Below are 17,736 nucleotides of genomic sequence, written 5' to 3' on the forward strand. Positions count from 1 at the left end.
GCAATATGTTAATATAAAATAAGGATAAACGTTAACTGTGATATGCTCCCCCTAAAGTAGACACTTAAAAAAATAAAACTACTTAGGGGGAATTTTTATGCTGAATGACTTAGGGATATTGCTGACGATGAAGAAAAAACTATCCTTTTGTAGTAACCCCCAAATGTTAGATTTTTTACTCTAACATTTGGGGGTTACTACATTTGGCAGGCTTTTTTGTTGTCTAATGCACTCAAAACATTCAAAATTTTTGCGATTGGCGGCCTAACTGCTGGAGCTAAGCCATGAGATAGAAGAAATAATAGCAGTCAAAATAGGGCACTCGCCCATGTGGGGAGCCCCCTTAGCATAAACACTATCAATCCGCTTGTTTTGATACCAAACCTCTTTGACATTTCTAAAGTCCGCTAACACATGCTACCTCCTTTTTAGGTATTAAAAAAGCACCTAACCTGTGTGATATGCTCCCCCTAAAGTAGACACTTAAAAAAGTAAAACTACTTAGGGGGAATTTTTATGCGTTCAAATTGTAAACACTCGGTTGAGGAGCTCGAACGATATATTGATAAGTACCTTAAAAAAGGGATAAGCTATCAAAAATTGTGTCAGTATCATGGTTTAAGATTGTCTCATTCTGTTTTTTATGACAAGGTCTTAAAATATCAAATCCATGGTCGCCAAGGCATCCAATCCCATGTCAAGAATAATAACTATAGTAAGGACTTTAAACTGGCTGTTGTGAATGAGCACCTTGTTGAAGGCGTTCCAATTAAACAATTAGCTCGAAGATATAATATCCCATCACATTCCACTGTTAGAAATTGGTTGATGAAGTATACTAGAGGGGAAGCAGTCAAAAGTTATTCTCCTAACCCCGAGGTGTATACGATGAAAAGCAGAAAAACGACTCATGCAGAAAAAATTAAAATTGTTAAAGACTGTCTGGCCAACGGCCTATCTTATAAAGAAACAGCTGAGAAATATCAAGTCTCCTACCATAATGTTTACTCCTGGGTCCAAAAATATCAACAACATGGGCCAGACGGCTTGTTTGATGGCCGAGGTCGTGGAAAACCTGCGGCGATCCAAACAGAAACTGAAAAAATACGCGCAAAATATGCAGCCTTGAAAGCTCGCAATGAATACTTAGAAACAGAGAATGCAGCCTTAAAAAAGTTAAAAGAAGTGGAAAGAGAGTTGATGTTACGCGAACACAGTATGAAGCAGATTTTCAAACGGTCCAAAAACTCCAGCAAGAAGGATACCGAGTAACTCACTTATGTGAGGCTCTAGGCCTTAGTCGTTCAAGCTACTATAAATGGCGAAACCGAAAGCCAACAGCTTCTGAAAAGCGTCTGAGGCAACTGATCAAATGGATTATTTCTGTTTATAAAGAACATCAGGGGGTTTATGGCTATCGTCGCATTACGATCTATTTAAATCATTTTCTTAACGCCAAAGTCAATCACAAATGCGTGCAACGCTTGATGCAACTGTTAGACTTAAAAGCGGTGATCCGTCGTAAACGTTACCGTTATAAGCCACATCTTCCCTCCCATGAGGCCGAAAATATTTTGAATAGAGAATTTCAAAAGGAATATCCGCCCATGGAAGTCTTATTAACAGATGTTACCGAGTTTAAATATGGCTTTGGCGCAAAAGCTTACCTCAGTGCGATTCTCGACTATGGGGCTAAGAAAATTGTGGCATTCCAACTTTCTAAGCATAATAATAACGAATTAGTCCGGCAGACCATCGGTCAAATTAAGGCTCGTATGAAACCCAAGCAAACTCTTATTCATAGTGATCGTGGCTTTCAATATACCTCACACTTCTTCAAAAATTTTGTGGACAAGCATCAGGTGATTCAGAGTATGTCGAGAGCTGGAAAATGTATTGACAATGGCCCTATGGAAGCCTTCTTTGGGACTATTAAGGAAGAAATGTATCGCTTAAAGGCTTATCAAACCTTTGAGGAGTTAGCGTCTGATATTAACCAATATATTGACTTCTACAATACCAAGCGCGTCACACTGCGAATGGGCTTAAGGATCCCATCAAAAAACCATGTATGATAAAATATCATACATGGCAAAAACAAATATTTTATTTATTTACCTGTCTACTTGACAGGGGTCAGTTCAGTGCGGTTAGTGCTTAATCATCAATTATTTTAATTTCTTTAACTTCAGATTCATTAAACCCAACATATGGATAACGGTCTGTCTCAATAGTTAATTCATCGTATAATTCATTTTCTGTGTCTGCTTTACCAGTAAAACCATTAACATATCCTTCTAAAACGTCTCCATCAGTGAATGTCACGCTAATCCTTTTACCTAAGAAATCGTAAAGCCGCATTATTTTCTCCTCCTTGGAACAATATGCGTCCTGTTTTTGGAATAATGAATTTTTAATTGATTGGCTACAAATTTCTTACCGTCAGAAGTCACTATTCCTATATCTTCGCTTATATTGATAATTTCTTTATTAGTCTTCTTGCCGCTCTTCGAACGTTCTACATATCCAGTCCCAGCATATTTACTAACTAGGGCTTGAACATCAACCTCATCATAGAAATAACTTGCTCCTTTCCTTCTTGTGGATTCCATATGCGGTGCTTGCTTTTCAGGATTAATTATGGCTGTCCACCGACCATCAGCTAATCTGGATTTCACATAATAATGATCTTTGAGTGCTTCCCGCTCATCACTTCCATCATACTTCATTCCCTGAAACTTCTCAAAGGCATCAGGCGCTTCACTCTTTAATATTTCTTTGTATTTTTGATATTGCTTAAAGTCGCTCGCTTCGTTTCTTGCCTTTTTAGCCTGCGTGCTCTAAGTCTGCTGGCCACGCTTATCGATCATAGAGGCCTGCCAATCCTCGTAGGGCTGATACTTGCTCCGCTCCCCTTTACCTGTCGCGGGGTCACGAGACCATTGTGCTCTGTCAGCATAGCCCCACCCTCGCATTCATGAGTTAATGAGGCAAAAGCTAACGACTCTTTAACCTTTTTTAGAAAACATTTAAATTCATACCGTAAGCTTCATCAATTTGTGGTATGATCTAGTTGAGGTGAGGGAAATGTCAAAGGTTTCCAATGCGTTAAATATGTATTTTCTACTCAAAAATCGTGGGATTGCTTCAGCGGAGGAAATTGCCCAGGAATTGGAGATTTCCAAGCGCATGGTGAATACCTATAAAAACGATCTCGAGATGGCGGGCATTCATATTGCTTCGAAGCGGGGCGTTGGTGGGGGCTATTACCTCGAAAATCAGTTGCGCTTATCGGATATTAATCTAACCCAGCATGAGAAGAATTTGCTGCAGCTGGTGAAGGAGCAGGTGATCAGTAGTAATCAAGCTTTTGCTAAGGACTTTGAGATTTTAATCAGTAAAATTCTCTATAACACCGGCACGGAGGATCAATTTTATTTCTCCAAAGCGATTTCTAAAACTTACCAGAATCGCCAGCAGGAGGAGAAATGGCTGGCTGATGTGCACCAAGCGATTCAACAGCAAAAAGTACTTTGCCTCCAGTACCGGAAGCTAGGCCCCCATGCCTTGATTGAGGAAAGTTGTGAAGTGGAACCCTATGAAATTATTTCCTACCAGGCCAATTTATATTTAGCGGCGCGTTGCTTGAAACGCCAGGCTTTTCGCTATTTTAAATTGTCGCGGATCCAGCAGCTTAAAATCACCAAGCAGACCTTTATTCGCCAGGAAAATTTCTCTTTAAGTGAGAGTATGCGGCAAAATTTCGGGATTTATTCGGAAGACCCCATGAGACTCAAGCTAAAAATTGCCTATCCTTTCTCGGTGATTGTTCAGGAAAATCTCTATGTGCCCAATCAAAAAATTACGTCCATTGAAGGCGGCATCATTTTTGAAGCGCAGATGCAGGGGCGGACGGAGATCGAGACCTGGCTCTTGAGTATGGGAGAAAATGTGACCGTTTTAGAACCTGCCACCTTGCGCGATACCTTGCAAGCTCGCCTTCGCGCAGCCCATGAGAACTATCAGGAGGAGCATGGAGATGACTGAGACTTATCGGGCCTGCTGGGCCAAGAAAACACCGGAGCCGACTTTCCAGTGGCTGCCGCTCCATGTACATTTGCATGATGCAGCTTTTGTGATTAATCAGCTCTGGGATCATTACCTGTCTGCAGGGCAAAAGGCTTTGCTTAATCAATCACTGACGACACCCGGCCGGGGACGGGAGCTCGCTATTTTCCTCGCTGCTGTCCACGATATCGGCAAAGCCACGCCGGCATTTCAACTGAAGGAAGGCTATATTCGCAATCCAGATCTTGATCAGCTGTTATGGGATAAATTGGCCCGCCTGCATATTGATCTGGATAGCTTAACGCTGGCCGATATGTCGAAAAGCCCCCATGCCCTAGCCGGAGAGAAAATTTTAGCCGATATGGGCTTGGATCCGACGATCACCTGTATCATTGGGGCCCACCACGGGAAGCCAATTGAAACTTCCCAGCTCAAAGAGCAAGAGGCTTACTTATCGAATTACTATTTTTCGGACCAGGCTGAGGGGAAAAATTATGAAGATTGGCACCGGATGCACCAGGAGATTTGTGCCGAGGCTTTGAGTCTGGCGGGCTTTTTTTCCTTGGAAGATGTGCCCCAAGTGCCGAAGAAAGCGGCAGAGATTGTCCTCTCGGGCCTACTCATCATGGCGGACTGGCTGGCCAGTAATGAAGACTATTTCCCCCTCTTGCCAATTGCTAGTGATATGGATGACGAAGCTTTGGCGGAACGCGGGGAAGCGGGCTGGCTACGTTGGCACAGGACGGGCCTTTGGAAGCCTTATCAATCGCCAGCCCAACCCTTTGAAGCGCGCTTTCCTTTTGCGCCTAATGCCACCCAGGAAGGTTTAATAAAAGCTATCACAGAAGCCGAGGAACCTGGAATCTTTATTTTAGAGGCACCGATGGGGGGAGGGAAAACAGAGGCGGCGCTTTATGGGGCAGAATGCCTGGCTCAAAAGGCAGGACAGTCGGGCCTCTTCTTCGGCTTGCCCACGCAAGCCACGAGTGACGGGATTTTTAATCGGATTAAGGACTTCACGGAATCCCTCGCAAAGGATAGTGAGGAAGCGCTCTCCATTCATCTCGTTCACGGCAAGGCGGCCTTGAATGAAGATTTTCGCTCTATGGCCCACCAAGTCGATATTGATGGGGACGAAGGCCGCCGCGGGGGAACGATTACCGTCAATGAATGGTTTTCGGGCAAGAAACAAACCGCCCTGGATGATTTCGTGGTGGGAACGGTTGATCACTGCCTCCTTTTGGCCTTGAAGAAAAAACACGTCGCCCTCCGCCACTTGGGCTTCAGTAAAAAGGTCGTCATTATCGATGAAGTACACGCTTATGATTCCTATATGGGGCAGTACTTGGCGCGCGCTTTAGAGTGGCTTTCGGCTATGGGGGTGCCAGTTATTATTTTATCCGCTACCCTGCCCATGGACACCCGCAAAAACCTCATTCAAGCCTATTTGCGGGGCCGCGAGGTCAAAATGAAAAAGGAGGCTTTGAGCTCTCAGCTGGACTATCCGCTGGTGACCTATACGGACGGGAATGAAGTCAAAATGTATACCGACTTCCCCAAGGTCAAAAAACAGCGGCGCTATGCGATTATTAACCTTCAGGAAGAGGAGGTCATCCAGGTGGCCCAGGAGGCGATCGAGAAGCAAGCGGTCTTGGGTATTATTGTGGATACGGTGAAAAAAGCCCAGCAAGTCTACCAAACATTAAGCGGTCGTTTCGGGGGAGAACGCACCCGCCTGCTCCATTCGAACTTTATTGCGACGGAGCGGGTGGCCAAGGAGCAAGAACTGCTTAGCCTGATTGGCAAGGGCGCCCAGCGGCCGAAGGGCATGATTATTATCGGCACACAGGTGATCGAACAGTCCCTGGATATTGATTTCGACCAGCTGATTACCGAGCTCGCGCCCATGGACTTGGTCATTCAGCGCCTAGGCCGCCTGCACCGCCACGAAATTGTGCGTCCACCTGGCTATGAAACCCCCCGCGCCTATATTCTCGGCCGGAGTGAGGCTTTTCTTTATGAGGAGGAGGGCATGGCCTATGTTTATAGTAAGTTGCTCTTAGCACGAACCGATCGCCTCTTGCCGCCCGAGATAGAGCTGCCCGGGGACATTTCCCGCCTCGTGCAGGCCACTTATGACGTGGAAGATCCCCTGGACTTGAGTGAGGCGGACGCAGCGACTTATGCCAGCTTCAATAAGGAACGTGATGAGCGCATTGCGAAGAAAAAAAGAAAAGCGAAAGACTACCGACTGCCCGCTCCCAAGGCGTCAGGACGTGATGGAATGACCTTACGCGATTTATTGGACAATGCGAATCCCAATGAGGAAGAACAAGCCTTTGCCCAGGTGCGTGACATTGAGGAGACGATCGAAGTCATTGCCTTAAAGGCGGTGGCGGATGGCTATGGCTTATTTAGCCAGGGGGAAAATATCCAACCCCAGCTCAGTGAGCCCAGCATCGCCCGGCAAGTGGCCCAGCAGACCTTGCGCCTGCCGCGGCTTTTATCCTGGCCCGAGCAAATTAAAAAAACGCTTGATTTTCTCGAGGACTATAACCTCAAGAACCTGCCAGAATTTCAGGCCAGTTCCTGGCTCAAAGGCCGGCTGGGAATTATTTTTGACCAGGACAATGAATTTAAAATCGGGAGTTATTGCTTAAAGTATGATACCAAGGTTGGTTTATTTTGTGAAAAGGATAAGGATGTGGTGGTGTGAGTATTAATCGCTATAACTTACTAACCGAGCCCTGGCTTAAGGTGCTCAACTTGCAGGGGGAAACAGAGTCGGTATCGCTCAAGGAACTCTTCCAGCGGGCGCCGGAGTTTTTAGACTTGGCAGGGGACATGAAGACGCAGGACTTTGCCGTGCTTAGAATTCTCCTCGCCATTCTCCATACCGTCTTCTCCCGCTTCAATGCCCAAGGGAAGGTTTATGAGGAAATCGAGCTGGACGAGCGCCTGCGCCAGGTGCGGCCGGTTGATGAAGACGATTTGGATGACTACTATGATGCCCTGATGGACACCTGGGAGGCCATTTGGCAGAATAAGCAATTCCCGACCGCTGTTTTGAAGAAATATTTTGACGAATGGCAGGATCATTTCTACCTCTTTTCGGATGAATACCCCTTTATGCAGGTGACTGAGGACGAATTAGTTGAAATGGATATTAGTTATCTAAAATCTACTCCATTAGCAGAAAAAATTACAGAAATAAAATTGAATGAAATAGAGAAACGTACGGGTCTTACATTCATGAGACTTATGAATCGGACAGTGACAGAGAGCGAAAAAACGATAGATTTATTTCGGCCTAAAAGTAAGGATACAGTTGATAATGTTAATAGCGAGGGTGAATTAATAAGATGGCTAATCATGTATCATGCCTATACAGGTAAGGCAGATAAAGCAAAATTCTATGCTATAGGTAAAAATGATAAAGAAGTAACAAAGTATGAACAAGTATCTGGAGGTTGGATTTTTGAACTTAGCGGAATTTATCTAAAAGGAGATTCCTTATTTGAAACCTTGATGTTGAATTTTTATTTAGCCTCAGATGGAGGTGGGAATTTAGGTAAAATTCAGTCCCCATGTTGGGAAGTCAGTGTGAAAAAATTTTGTCAACAATATTTATCGTTCAATAAAAAGAAAAATTGGTTTAATGAGATATCGCAAATTGATAATATTGCTACACTGTATACATTTTATAGTCGATTAATTTACTTAAATCCTAAAATGTCTATTCCAGGTCAAGGGATGATTCTGGGAGTAAAATTACCAGGAATTAGAAAACAAGACAATTTTATAGAGCCAATGACGCTTTGGGAGTTTCATGATAAGAATAAATTTAAAGGGTCTTTTACGCCAAAAAAATATGATCTCGAAGGAAGTTTATGGCGAGAATTTGGTTTGTTAGCTGATGTAAATTTAGATAATTCTTCTGATAGGAAGAGATTACCTGGTATAATCGAATGGTTGGCAATAATAGATCAGGAAATTAATGTGGAAAAGAAACATATTAAATTGGTCGCAGTAGGAATGGAAAATGATGGTGAACATGCTTCATATCTTCCTATTCAAGAAATATTTGATGAATTAAATATAGCTGAGAGAGTCTTGATGGATTTTTCTGATGAGGGCTGGTTAGTACGAATCAATAATGTTGTTATGGAAACAAAAAATGTAGTAGATAATATATATCAAAATTATTTATTTAAAATTGCTAGCCACCGTAATTTAAGAAAGAAAAGATCGAACTCCAATAAAAACAAAAAATTCGCTTTTGATTTATTTATTGAGAATAATTTAGAATCAGCTTATTCTCAAATGAATCAACCTTTCAAGCAATGGCTTTCTTCAATAAAATTTACAGATAGCAAAGATGTTAAAGTTATTGAATGGAAAAAGCAATGCTCTAAATTAATCACTCAAGAAGCCAAGAAAATATTAAAATCAGGTACAATAAAAGACTTCAAATTAAAAACGTATACGGATAAGAACGACGACGAATGTCTATCAAATATTGCGATTGCATACGATCAATTTGAAAAACAATTAAATAATAAATTTATGCTATCTTAAACTAAGTTGAGGTGAGGAATGGTGGATAGGAATTATAGCGAAATTTATCGAGTAGTTAAGAAAGTGACTCATATGCTTGAACCTATAGGGGAAGGTGAGAAAACAGCTTGGCAGAAAAAGATGCTAGCTGATCTGAGAAATTCTATTGGGAAAGAAGCCATCAATTTGAATGTTTTAGGATTATTGTTTGAAAATATTGATCCAGTCTACCAAAGTAATTATGGAAAACTTAATAATTTAGAAACAGCTATTTTAATAACTTTACAGATTTTTGGGTTATTTAACCAAGGAAAAACCTATATTCGTACCGTAGATCAAGAGAATAAACGCTATGGATATAAAAATTTGGGTTATTCATTGAGCCAAATTAAAGATGAGGATAACCAAGATGCTCTGGGTAATCGTTTTAATATTTTAATTACATCGAGGAATAATGAAAAATTTTGCTATCATTTACTTCAAATGGTCAAACTAATGAAAAATTATAAAAAACCAGTTGAGGTAAATTATAACTGCTTATCAGCTGATATTTATACATTCTTAAAAGGACAGCATAATCAAGTGCGTGTTGCTTGGTCGAGGCAATACTTTAGAGGGCATATGACAAAGGAAGAAGGAGAAAAAAATGAGTAAAGAACGTTTATTTTTAGATCTACATGTGATTCAAACCTTGCCCCCCTCAAACATTAACCGGGATGATACCGGCAGCCCCAAGAGTGCCATTTATGGAGGGGTGAATCGCTCACGGGTCAGTTCGCAAGCTTGGAAGCGGGCGATGCGGATTTATTTTGGCGAAAAGGGTTACCAATTGGGGGTTCGAACCAAATACCTTCCTGATTTAATAGCAACTGAAATTTGTAAACAAGATTCAACAATTGATAAAGAAAAAGCCTTAGAGAAAGCTAAAGCCGTTTTAGATAAAGCTAGTGATAAATTTGAAAAGCTTGATGATACGACAAAAGCTCTATTTTTTATTGGAAATAAGCAAACTGAATTGCTTGCAGATGCTGCGATCAAGGGTAAATTAACGCAGAAAAAAATTAAAAAGATGTTGAAAGAGCATCCAGATATTGATATTGCCCTTTTTGGACGGATGCTTGCAGGAGATGCTTCTTTAAATGAGGATGCCTCTTCCCAAGTGGCTCATGCGATTTCTACCCATGAAGTCGCCACAGAATATGATTATTACACAGCTGTGGATGACAGAAAACCAGAAGGAAGTTCGGGGGCAGCCATGATTGACACCATGGAATTTAATTCTTCCACTCTTTATCGTTATGCGAATGTTAATGTGCATCATTTTATGGAACAAATGGAGAATGATTTAGCTTATACTATTGAGTCTTTGAAACTCTATGTGGAAGCCTTTGCTAACTCCTTACCGACGGGGAAAATCAATTCCTACGCCAACACCACCGTCCCAGCCATGCTCATGGTAAGTCTAAGAGCTGATCGTCCGGTGAGCCTCGTGACCGCATTTGAAAAACCGGTACGTGGTCAAGAGGGTTATGTAGAAAAATCCGTAGAAAAATTGGATCAGGAAGCAGAAAAAGTGGAAAAATTTGTCGAAGCTCCCATTAAGGCTTTTTACGTGACTCAAGAAGAGGGCAATTTTACTCATTTAGGCCAGGAAGAAGCTTCCCTGAAGCAATTACTCGCTGACGTGGAAGCTGAACTGAAGCATTTACTCTAAGGGTGATTAGATGAAAACCCTCGTATTAAAATTACGCGGTCCCATGCAAAGTTATGGGACGCATTCACATTTCAACACGCGGGAGACGGATAGCCACCCGTCGAAAAGTGCTGTTTTGGGTCTCATTGCTGGGGCCCTGGGCTGGCGGCGTGAATCAGAAGAAATAAGAGTATTAAATGATTTGCAATTTGCTGTGCGTGTGGACCAAGAAGGTTTGACTAGAAAAGACTATCAAATCGCTAGAGAGTATCAAAAAAAATTTCGATATCATGTGAAAGGAAAATTTAAAGACAAAGGGACTTACGTCACCAACCGTTATTACCTAGAGGACGCTATCTTCGTGGTCGCTTTGGGCCATGAGGATGCGAGCTTGATCGATAGGATCCAGGAAGCCTTGAGGAAGCCTTACTTCCAAGGCTTTCTCGGCCGGCGGTCTTATCCGGTGAATTATGACCTGATCATGCACTCCAGTGAACGGGATCCGCTGGAAGAATTAAAAACTCTTGACTGGCAAGCTAGCGACTGGTATCGCTATAAGCATGGAGTGCCCAAATATCTGGAAGTATTTGCCGACCGAGCTCTTGATAAAACGGCGCCTTGGCAAAAGCGGCAAGATGCCGTGGTTTCCTTCTCACAAGAGCACCGGCAATTTGCCTACCGCTTGGAGGTACGCCTCTTGGTTCCGCCCGTTTTAAGGAGCAGTGAGCATGACGCTTTTGGGGAAGTAGGTGAAAGCTAATGTATTTATCGCGAGTTGAATTTGATCAAGCCAGTCGAAAAAATTTACGGGAAATGAACCATCTGGGCGCCTTCCATCATTGGGTGGAGACGTCCTTTCCCAGGGAGATCCAAACTGGGGAACGCTCACGCAAGCTCTGGCGGCTGGACCCTTTAGGGGGCAGACTCTACTTGCTTATCGTCAGCGCCGGGAAGCCCGACTTACTCGCTTTAGAGCGATACGGCGTTCCTGGCACGGCCGAAACCAAGGCTTATGATGCCTATTTAGAGCAATTAGCCGCAGGCGACCTGCTGGGCTTCCGCCTGGTGGCCAACCCGGTGGTCGCTAGAAAAATCGATCGGAAAACCGGGAAAAAAATTGCCGGCGCCCAGGAGCGGGGGAAAATTATTCCGCTGACCAATGTGACTGAAATTGAAGACTACTTGTTGGAACGCGCCCCCCGTGCAGGCTTTGCCCTGGAGCGCGAGCATTTCACGGTGACCGCTCTAACGGATGAAAAATTAATGAAAAAACAGCGGCGCATCATGCTGAAGAAGGCGACCTTTGAGGGGCAACTCCGCATTACGGATATTGCTCAGTTTCGCCGCACCCTGGTGGAGGGCATCGGCCGGCAAAAAGCGCATGGCTTTGGGCTGCTGACGGTTGTCCCATGGCGTCATTAAAACGAAAAACCCTGCTCAAAGAATTACCACAGTTTTCAAAGCGCGTTAGTTTCCTCTACCTGGAACATTGCCAGGTCAATCGGGAAAATGGCGCCATCACCGTTTTAGAGAAGCGGGGCTTGGTGAAAATTCCGGTAGCAATGCTTGGCCTCTTGATGTTTGGGCCGGGTACCGATGTGACGCACCGTGCTATGGAATTATTGGGGGATAGCGGAGCTTGTGTCATTTGGGTAGGGGAGCGCGGTGTGCGCCAGTATGCCCATGGGCGCAGCCTTTCCCACTCCTCGCGCCTTCTTTGCCAGCAGGCAAAATATGTCTCCCACCCCAAACTGCGTTTACAGGTGGCCCGGAAGATGTATCAAATGCGGTTCTTCGAGGACGTATCCAACTTAACCATGAAGCAATTACGTGGTAAGGAAGGAGCGCGGGTTCGCCAGCTTTACCGGCAAATGGCTAAGACCTATGGGGTTCCCTGGCGGCAGCGTTCCTATGATCCCGAGGACTTTTCCCAGGGAGATCCGGTGAATCGTGCCCTCTCTGCGGCGAACGTTTGCCTTTACGGTCTGGCTTACTGTGCGACGGTCGCCTTGGGCCTGTCACCGGGCTTAGGTTTTGTTCATACCGGCCATGACCTGAGTTTTGTTTATGATTTGGCTGATTTGTATAAGCATGACACCAGCATTCCCATTGCCTTTCAAGTGGCACGTGAAGCAGAGGAAGCAGCAGAAGCAGATGATATCGGACGCCGGGCGCGCTTGAAATGCCGGGAGGCTTTCTATGATGGCAAACTGCTAGCGCAAATGGTGCGCGACATTCAATGGTTGTTGGATATTGAAGAGGGTATCGTGGCGGTCGAGACGATGAAGCTGTGGGACGACCAGGGTAAGGGGCAAGCTTATGGTGTGAATTACGAAGGTGAGGACTGATGCCTTTTACGGTGATTACCCTAAGCCGGGTACCGGCGGCCTTGCGCGGTGACTTATCGCGTTGGCTGCAGGAAATTGCGACAGGCGTTTATGTGGGCAATTTGAATGCCGCCTTGCGGGAGCAGATCTGGCAGCGGGTCAAGGAAGCGATCGGTTCTGGTGAGGCGACGCTAAGCTACCACAAAAATTCTGAGCTCGGCTATGACTTTGAAACCTGGCATACCGATCGGGAGAAAATTGTTTTTGATGGCCTGCCTTTGATTCTTCTGCCTAAAAAGCCCAAAAGCCAAACGAAAAGAGGCTTTAGTCAAGCCCGTCAGTTTCACCGCGCTCGACAGTTTTCCAAGTCGCACAAGAAGAGCATGGATCATTTTATTCTATTGGACATTGAAACAGACGGCCTAGACGAAGTTAAAAATGAAATCTTGGAAATTGCTGCATTGAAAGTGCAGGTCAGTGACTTGCGGGTGTTGGAGACTTTCCAGACCTTAATTGCTTACCCCGCCCCTCTGCCAGAAGCTATTCAAAAGCTGACAGGCTTAACAACGGTGGACCTGCAGCACGGCCAAGAGCTGAAGGTGGCCTTGCGTCAATTTCTGAAATTCGTTCAGACAGCCCCGCTTGTTGGCTATAATATCGATTTTGATGTGAAGTTCATAAGGCAGAAATTGTTGGAGGAAAAGTTTTGCCACTTGAAAAATAAAACATATGATGTGATGAGTCTGGTGAGGCAGCAAAAGTCCACACCAGGTTACCGTCTGACTGATGCACTGGCTTACTTCAATTTACCAAAAAAGCAAGAACATCGTGCTGAAGCCGATGCCAGATTGATTTTGGCTTTGCTTGAGAAATTGGGCGGCTGGGAAAAGTTACGAGAGGCTTAGTCTTTGATAGATGATATCTGTTCCTTGCTAAGCAAGGGCAGCTCTATATTTTTCTTTTCATTTGGTATGGAGCTGTTTACTTCGCCCAGACGAAGTAGTTCTCCTTTCACTACTAATACCATTACCCCGTCTGGGCGGAGACTTTTACAAGATATCACTAGCATTTTAACTGGACTATGCTAAGATGGAGATGAGGGGCAAAGTTTAAGTGGGCCTAAATCAGGGATGTAAAAAAATGAAAACTTGATAAATCAACGTTTTCTTAGTATGCTCCCCGCACACGCGGGGGTGATCCTAAGTATATATGCTCCCGAAAAAAACATTGACAATGCTCCCCGCACACGCGGGGGTGATCCCAAGCGTTAATTCTTTTGTCATTTTATTTTTCCATGCTCCCCGCACACGCGGGGGTGATCCCATGTCCAACGAAATTAACCGGCTGAAAGATCTATGCTCCCCGCACACGCGGGGGTGATCCTAAATTCAAGATCGTTGCCGTATCTTTTTCAATATGCTCCCCGCACACGCGGGGGTGATCCAACAAAAATTTCATTAGCGGAGGAGCGGCCGGTATGCTCCCCGCACACGCGGGGGTGATCCCAGCCGTCTTTCACTTCAAACTCATGAGGGAGGATGCTCCCCGCACACGCGGGGGTGATCCCGATGGTGTACTCCGTATAATCTTTAATCACTTATGCTCCCCGCACACGCGGGGGTGATCCTCAAAAAGCACCCTTCTACCCCCTTTCAAACGTATGCTCCCCGCACACGCGGGGGTGATCCCTGAAACAAGAAGAATACGACTCAAGAACTCTTATGCTCCCCGCACACGCGGGGGTGATCCTCATTTTTGCCACGTCGTCGCGGGTGAAAGTCCGGCCTTTTTCTTCTGACATGTGCTTTACCTCCGCAGTTACGCCACCAACCGAAAATTTAGCGGTTACGCCGCCAATCGAAAAAGGCAACACCTTTTAATGTCTTGAGTGCTTTGGACAAACAAAAAAAGCCGTCCTAAAACGACTTTTTTAAAAACGAAAAAAATTAATAAATAACTTGTCTCCTGACTTCAGGATCACCAACCTCTTGCGATAAAGGATCGTTGTTATCAATCCGCTGACGTAATTCCTTGGCGGCCTTAAACCAAAGTTCAGGTTCTGTCGCTAAAGGATTAATAACAGGGACTGTATAATCTAAAGAATAGGGACCAAATTTTTCTTGATAATCCTCCACCGCTTGGCCGTAAGCGTCAACGGCCTTAATAAATGTTTTTGTTTTCATCTGTTTCCCCTAACCTTTCACCAATAGACCTAGTGTCAAATGCAACATCTCAGGGTCTTCGTCTAAAGTGCTCCAAACTTTTTTTCCATAGCGATCATACTTCTTAAAATACCCTTCATTTTCTAGATAGTATTAATATGAAACATATATTTATAATTCAGCTTTTAAAATTTGCCAATGTCCCCCTGGTGAAGTGCCGTCTAGCGGTCTGGGATTAGAAAAGCTGTATAAATAATCTTCACCACTATCATCAATAACTCTCACTAAGTCATCAGGCAAAAATTCTAAAACATCATAAACTTTCCCGTTCGTTAAAGAATCGACTCCGAAGCTTTCACCAACATATTTTAATCTGCCAACAACTTTCTTCACCTTCTTTTCTCCTTCCTATATTTTAATTTCATTTCTCTTTGAACATTTTCTTCCTCTCGCTCATACCAATGTATATCAAAAATATACAACTTAGATTCTATTTTGCCAACACATTTAGCCCAATCCTTCGGTCGCCCTCCATATGCATGAGCTAATTGATCGGCAACTCTTAACTTTGAGTTGGTGCCAAAGCCTGCGATTGTTTTTGTTGTTTCAAACCGAGTGCCTTTTGGTATAAAAAGGGCCTCTCCACAGTCTAAGTAATCAAATCTATTTTGTAAAACTACTTCATCCATTATAGCATTTTCTGTTCTCTTTTCATATCTTCTCCGATACCGCGCCTCATAGTCCTCTGGTACCACAATTTCAAAGCTTGACCGGCAGTAGGGGTGCATGGGCGGAAAGTTCACCCCCGTTTCACGCTCTTCCATTTTAAAAACTTCGCCGTCAAGGTTTTGGCAAATTTCATGCTCCCCGCACACGCGGGGGTGAGTCCAAAAAAGAGGCTAAGAAAAAACTCAGTCTCAGAATAAAAAAACGCATCAATTTATTTCGAAAATTAATTGATGCGTTTTTTATTTTATAAAGACAAAGCGAGTTCCAAGCCTTATAATAAAAGGTAAGCAAACCGAAGGAGGAACTCGCTTTGTATCAAAATTATACTACAATGGAAACAGCTTTAACACTAAAACTAGATTTTACGATTCCTGAGGACCATGAGCTCGGCTGATCAGCCGATTTGTCGACTCGATTCCTACGGAAATTATTCTGGAAGACACTTCTCATACGGGACCTCCTACTTTTCATCCAGCAATGCTATTAAAGATGTGTTTATTTGCCTATAGTCGCTCAACGTTTTCAGGTCGAAAAATTGAACGAATGAATGAAGCATCTATTCCGATGAAATGGCTAACGGGCGATACCCCAGTTTGCTACAAGACGATCAATAACTTTCGTTCAAGCGAACATACCTCGAACTTGATTAAGTATGCTTTTATCCTCTTCACCATGCTGCTGAGGGACAATGGTTTAATCCACCCAGAGGCTTTATTTATTGACGGGACAAAAATTCAAGCGGATGCGAACATCTATAGTTTTACTTGGCGAAGAGCTGTTGAACGCTATGAAGCGAAGCTCAATGAAAATGTTTCGAGTTTATATGAGGAACTTATTCAAACGAATGTCGATATCGCCTTGACCGAAGAAGAATTAACGACTTCTGATGGGATTGAAAAAATTATTGCGTGTCTTGATGAAGCAATCGAAGAGGTTGAAAGCAAAATTGAAAATGAGACGACCATTCCTAAAGGAGGTTCTCGACACAAGCGACGTCGTCGCACGCTTAAAAAGCACCGGAATCGATGTATGAAGGATTTCTTATCCCGAAAACAGAAATACGAGGAAGCGAACGCACGATTTAATGGCAGAAACAGCTTTTCAAAAACGGACCCCGATGCCACCTTTATGTGTATGAAAGAAGATCCCATGAAAAATCGGGAGTTAAAGCCTGGCTATAATCTCCAAGTTGCTTCAAGTCATCAATATATTATTGACTTTGATATTTTCCCGAACCCCACCGATACGCGCACCCTCATTCCGTTTTTAAAAACAATCCCAACGCTTGATCTGTTCCAATATATTGTTGCGGATGCGGGTTATGGGAGTGAAGAGAATTATATGGCGATTATCGATGACTTTGAGAAAGTCCCTTTGATTCCTTACGGAATGTATCATAAAGAACAAAGTAAAAAATATCGAAACCAACCCAAGCATCGTGAGAACTGGCACTATCATGCGGCTGAAGATTCCTATACGGATTTAGATGGCGTTCATTTTAGTTTTTCATATTATCGTACGCGAAAAGATAAAAAGGTTTCCAAAGACAGTTTAAAGTCTATCAAGCCGATACTGAACAAATGGATGAGCGTTTAAATGAGCTTGCGAAAACTCCGACAGGACGTCAGCGCCAGACGGCGGTCAATCTTAATTGGGAATATTTTAAGCACCAAGCAAAAGAGAATTTAGAAAGCACACCTGGAAAAGAAATCTATGCGCAACGTAAAATTGACATAGAGACCGTTTTCGGACGGATGAAAGGTGTCTTTGGTATGCGCAGAACGCACGTCAGAGGCAAACAAAGCGTATATAATGATATCGGATTGATGCTGATGAGCATGAATTTAACGAAATTAGCCCTTAAAGCTCGGCGAAGAGCAGAAGCTCTTCGTAATCATTTCTCTAAAAGTAAAAAATGCACTGAAGGAAGCCAAATATGGATAACTTCAATGCATTTTTTATTATTTAGGGCGACTTATTTCCCAGCCTTGATGATCCTGAAAATATCAAACTTATTTTTAGTCTATTTTAATTGTCGATGAATTTTCATAGACCTATTCTTTTGAACCTATTGATTTTGAGTGACATAAAATAAAAATATTGACTAGTATAACAAAGCCTAAAAATAGGAATTTGGATAGCAGTCTTTCCCCATTCCATATTTTAGAAAAAATGACAAACATTACTACATTAGTTATTG

The 17,736-nt window shown here is 43.4% G+C and carries 15 protein-coding genes, 2 pseudogenes and 1 CRISPR repeat array; of the genes and pseudogenes, 12 read left to right on the forward strand and 5 right to left on the reverse strand.

The genetic code is table 11. From position 1 onward, the window contains the following. Positions 1-516 precede the first annotated feature (516 nt). Together WF803_RS05120 and WF803_RS05125 are read left to right on the forward strand one after the other, a co-directional pair. Positions 517-1,104 (forward strand): annotated as a pseudogene (locus tag WF803_RS05120) (transposase); the annotation flags it as partial. A gap of 38 nt (positions 1,105-1,142) precedes the next feature. After that, positions 1,143-2,075, forward strand: coding sequence for an IS3 family transposase (locus tag WF803_RS05125; protein ID WP_489611886.1), 933 nt, complete (start codon positions 1,143-1,145; stop codon positions 2,073-2,075). Positions 2,076-2,157: 82 nt separating this feature from the next. Here the strand turns inward: WF803_RS05125 and WF803_RS05130 are convergent, their stop codons facing one another. Then, positions 2,158-2,361, reverse strand: coding sequence for a hypothetical protein (locus WF803_RS05130; protein WP_489610477.1), 204 nt, complete (start codon positions 2,359-2,361; stop codon positions 2,158-2,160). Then, positions 2,361-2,729, reverse strand: coding sequence for a polymorphic toxin type 50 domain-containing protein (locus tag WF803_RS05135; RefSeq protein WP_489610478.1), 369 nt, complete (start codon positions 2,727-2,729; stop codon positions 2,361-2,363). The genes WF803_RS05130 and WF803_RS05135 overlap by 1 nt, the downstream gene beginning before the upstream one ends. 385 nt (positions 2,730-3,114) lie before the next feature. Here WF803_RS05135 and WF803_RS05140 point away from each other — a divergent pair, with 385 nt between their 5' ends. From WF803_RS05140 to cas2e, 9 genes are read left to right on the forward strand one after another with little or no spacing between them, the layout of a single operon-like run. Beyond that, positions 3,115-4,047 (forward strand): helix-turn-helix transcriptional regulator, encoded by a 933-nt coding sequence (locus WF803_RS05140; protein WP_489610479.1) that lies wholly within the window; start codon positions 3,115-3,117, stop codon positions 4,045-4,047. Continuing rightward, positions 4,040-6,784 (forward strand): CRISPR-associated helicase Cas3', encoded by a 2,745-nt coding sequence (gene cas3 / locus WF803_RS05145; RefSeq protein ID WP_489610480.1) that lies wholly within the window; start codon positions 4,040-4,042, stop codon positions 6,782-6,784. The genes WF803_RS05140 and cas3 overlap by 8 nt, the downstream gene beginning before the upstream one ends. Then, positions 6,781-8,646: a type I-E CRISPR-associated protein Cse1/CasA gene (locus WF803_RS05150; RefSeq protein WP_489610481.1), complete on the forward strand. Its 1,866-nt coding sequence runs from the start codon at positions 6,781-6,783 to the stop codon at positions 8,644-8,646. The genes cas3 and WF803_RS05150 overlap by 4 nt, the downstream gene beginning before the upstream one ends. 21 nt (positions 8,647-8,667) lie before the next feature. Continuing rightward, positions 8,668-9,279, forward strand: coding sequence for a type I-E CRISPR-associated protein Cse2/CasB (casB, locus tag WF803_RS05155; protein WP_489610482.1), 612 nt, complete (start codon positions 8,668-8,670; stop codon positions 9,277-9,279). Continuing rightward, complete coding sequence (gene cas7e, locus WF803_RS05160; protein ID WP_489610483.1) at positions 9,272-10,339, forward strand: type I-E CRISPR-associated protein Cas7/Cse4/CasC; 1,068 nt, start codon at positions 9,272-9,274, stop codon at positions 10,337-10,339. The genes casB and cas7e overlap by 8 nt, the downstream gene beginning before the upstream one ends. A 10-nt stretch (positions 10,340-10,349) precedes the next feature. Then, complete coding sequence (cas5e, locus tag WF803_RS05165; protein WP_489610484.1) at positions 10,350-11,078, forward strand: type I-E CRISPR-associated protein Cas5/CasD; 729 nt, start codon at positions 10,350-10,352, stop codon at positions 11,076-11,078. Then, the gene (gene cas6e / locus WF803_RS05170) at positions 11,078-11,740 is read left to right on the forward strand and encodes a type I-E CRISPR-associated protein Cas6/Cse3/CasE (protein WP_489610485.1); all 663 of its coding nucleotides are present in this window, start codon (positions 11,078-11,080) and stop codon (positions 11,738-11,740) included. The genes cas5e and cas6e overlap by 1 nt, the downstream gene beginning before the upstream one ends. Next, complete coding sequence (cas1e, locus tag WF803_RS05175) at positions 11,728-12,666, forward strand: type I-E CRISPR-associated endonuclease Cas1e (protein ID WP_489610486.1); 939 nt, start codon at positions 11,728-11,730, stop codon at positions 12,664-12,666. Before cas6e ends, cas1e begins: the two co-directional genes overlap by 13 nt. Further along, entirely contained in the window at positions 12,666-13,550 is an 885-nt protein-coding gene (gene cas2e, locus WF803_RS05180; protein WP_489610487.1) for a type I-E CRISPR-associated endoribonuclease Cas2e, read from the forward strand. The genes cas1e and cas2e overlap by 1 nt, the downstream gene beginning before the upstream one ends. Positions 13,551-13,816: 266 nt before the next feature. Continuing rightward, positions 13,817-14,394: a CRISPR direct-repeat array (repeat unit 29 nt; unit sequence TATGCTCCCCGCACACGCGGGGGTGATCC). Positions 14,395-14,591: 197 nt separating this feature from the next. Here cas2e and WF803_RS05185 read toward each other — a convergent pair. From WF803_RS05185 to WF803_RS05195, 3 genes are all read right to left on the reverse strand, one after another. Then, positions 14,592-14,828: a hypothetical protein gene (locus WF803_RS05185; protein WP_489610488.1), complete on the reverse strand. Its 237-nt coding sequence runs from the start codon at positions 14,826-14,828 to the stop codon at positions 14,592-14,594. A gap of 150 nt (positions 14,829-14,978) precedes the next feature. Beyond that, positions 14,979-15,200, reverse strand: coding sequence for a hypothetical protein (locus WF803_RS05190; protein ID WP_489610489.1), 222 nt, complete (start codon positions 15,198-15,200; stop codon positions 14,979-14,981). Further along, entirely contained in the window at positions 15,197-15,631 is a 435-nt protein-coding gene (locus tag WF803_RS05195; RefSeq protein WP_489610490.1) for a hypothetical protein, read from the reverse strand. The genes WF803_RS05190 and WF803_RS05195 overlap by 4 nt, the downstream gene beginning before the upstream one ends. Before the next feature lie 215 nt (positions 15,632-15,846). On the opposite strand from WF803_RS05195, the pseudogene WF803_RS05200 reads away from it, so the two are divergent. Further along, positions 15,847-17,578: pseudogene (locus tag WF803_RS05200) on the forward strand (IS1182 family transposase). Positions 17,579-17,736: the final 158 nt, after the last annotated feature.

It is taken from the genome of Aerococcus sp. BD502 (genome assembly GCF_057919555.1).

What these genes read in the sequence shown, in the direction of transcription:
- WF803_RS05130 (WP_489610477.1), bottom strand. Translation starts at nt 2,361, where the DNA reads ATGCGGCTTTACGATTTCTTAGGTAAAAGGATTAGCGTGACATTCACT.
- WF803_RS05135 (WP_489610478.1), bottom strand. Translation starts at nt 2,729, where the DNA reads ATGAAGTATGATGGAAGTGATGAGCGGGAAGCACTCAAAGATCATTAT.
- WF803_RS05140 (WP_489610479.1), top strand. Translation starts at nt 3,115, where the DNA reads ATGTATTTTCTACTCAAAAATCGTGGGATTGCTTCAGCGGAGGAAATT.
- cas3 (WP_489610480.1), top strand. Translation starts at nt 4,040, where the DNA reads ATGACTGAGACTTATCGGGCCTGCTGGGCCAAGAAAACACCGGAGCCG.
- cas7e (WP_489610483.1), top strand. Translation starts at nt 9,272, where the DNA reads ATGAGTAAAGAACGTTTATTTTTAGATCTACATGTGATTCAAACCTTG.
- cas5e (WP_489610484.1), top strand. Translation starts at nt 10,350, where the DNA reads ATGAAAACCCTCGTATTAAAATTACGCGGTCCCATGCAAAGTTATGGG.
- cas6e (WP_489610485.1), top strand. Translation starts at nt 11,078, where the DNA reads ATGTATTTATCGCGAGTTGAATTTGATCAAGCCAGTCGAAAAAATTTA.
- cas1e (WP_489610486.1), top strand. Translation starts at nt 11,728, where the DNA reads ATGGCGTCATTAAAACGAAAAACCCTGCTCAAAGAATTACCACAGTTT.
- cas2e (WP_489610487.1), top strand. Translation starts at nt 12,666, where the DNA reads ATGCCTTTTACGGTGATTACCCTAAGCCGGGTACCGGCGGCCTTGCGC.
- WF803_RS05185 (WP_489610488.1), bottom strand. Translation starts at nt 14,828, where the DNA reads ATGAAAACAAAAACATTTATTAAGGCCGTTGACGCTTACGGCCAAGCG.
- WF803_RS05195 (WP_489610490.1), bottom strand. Translation starts at nt 15,631, where the DNA reads ATGGAAGAGCGTGAAACGGGGGTGAACTTTCCGCCCATGCACCCCTAC.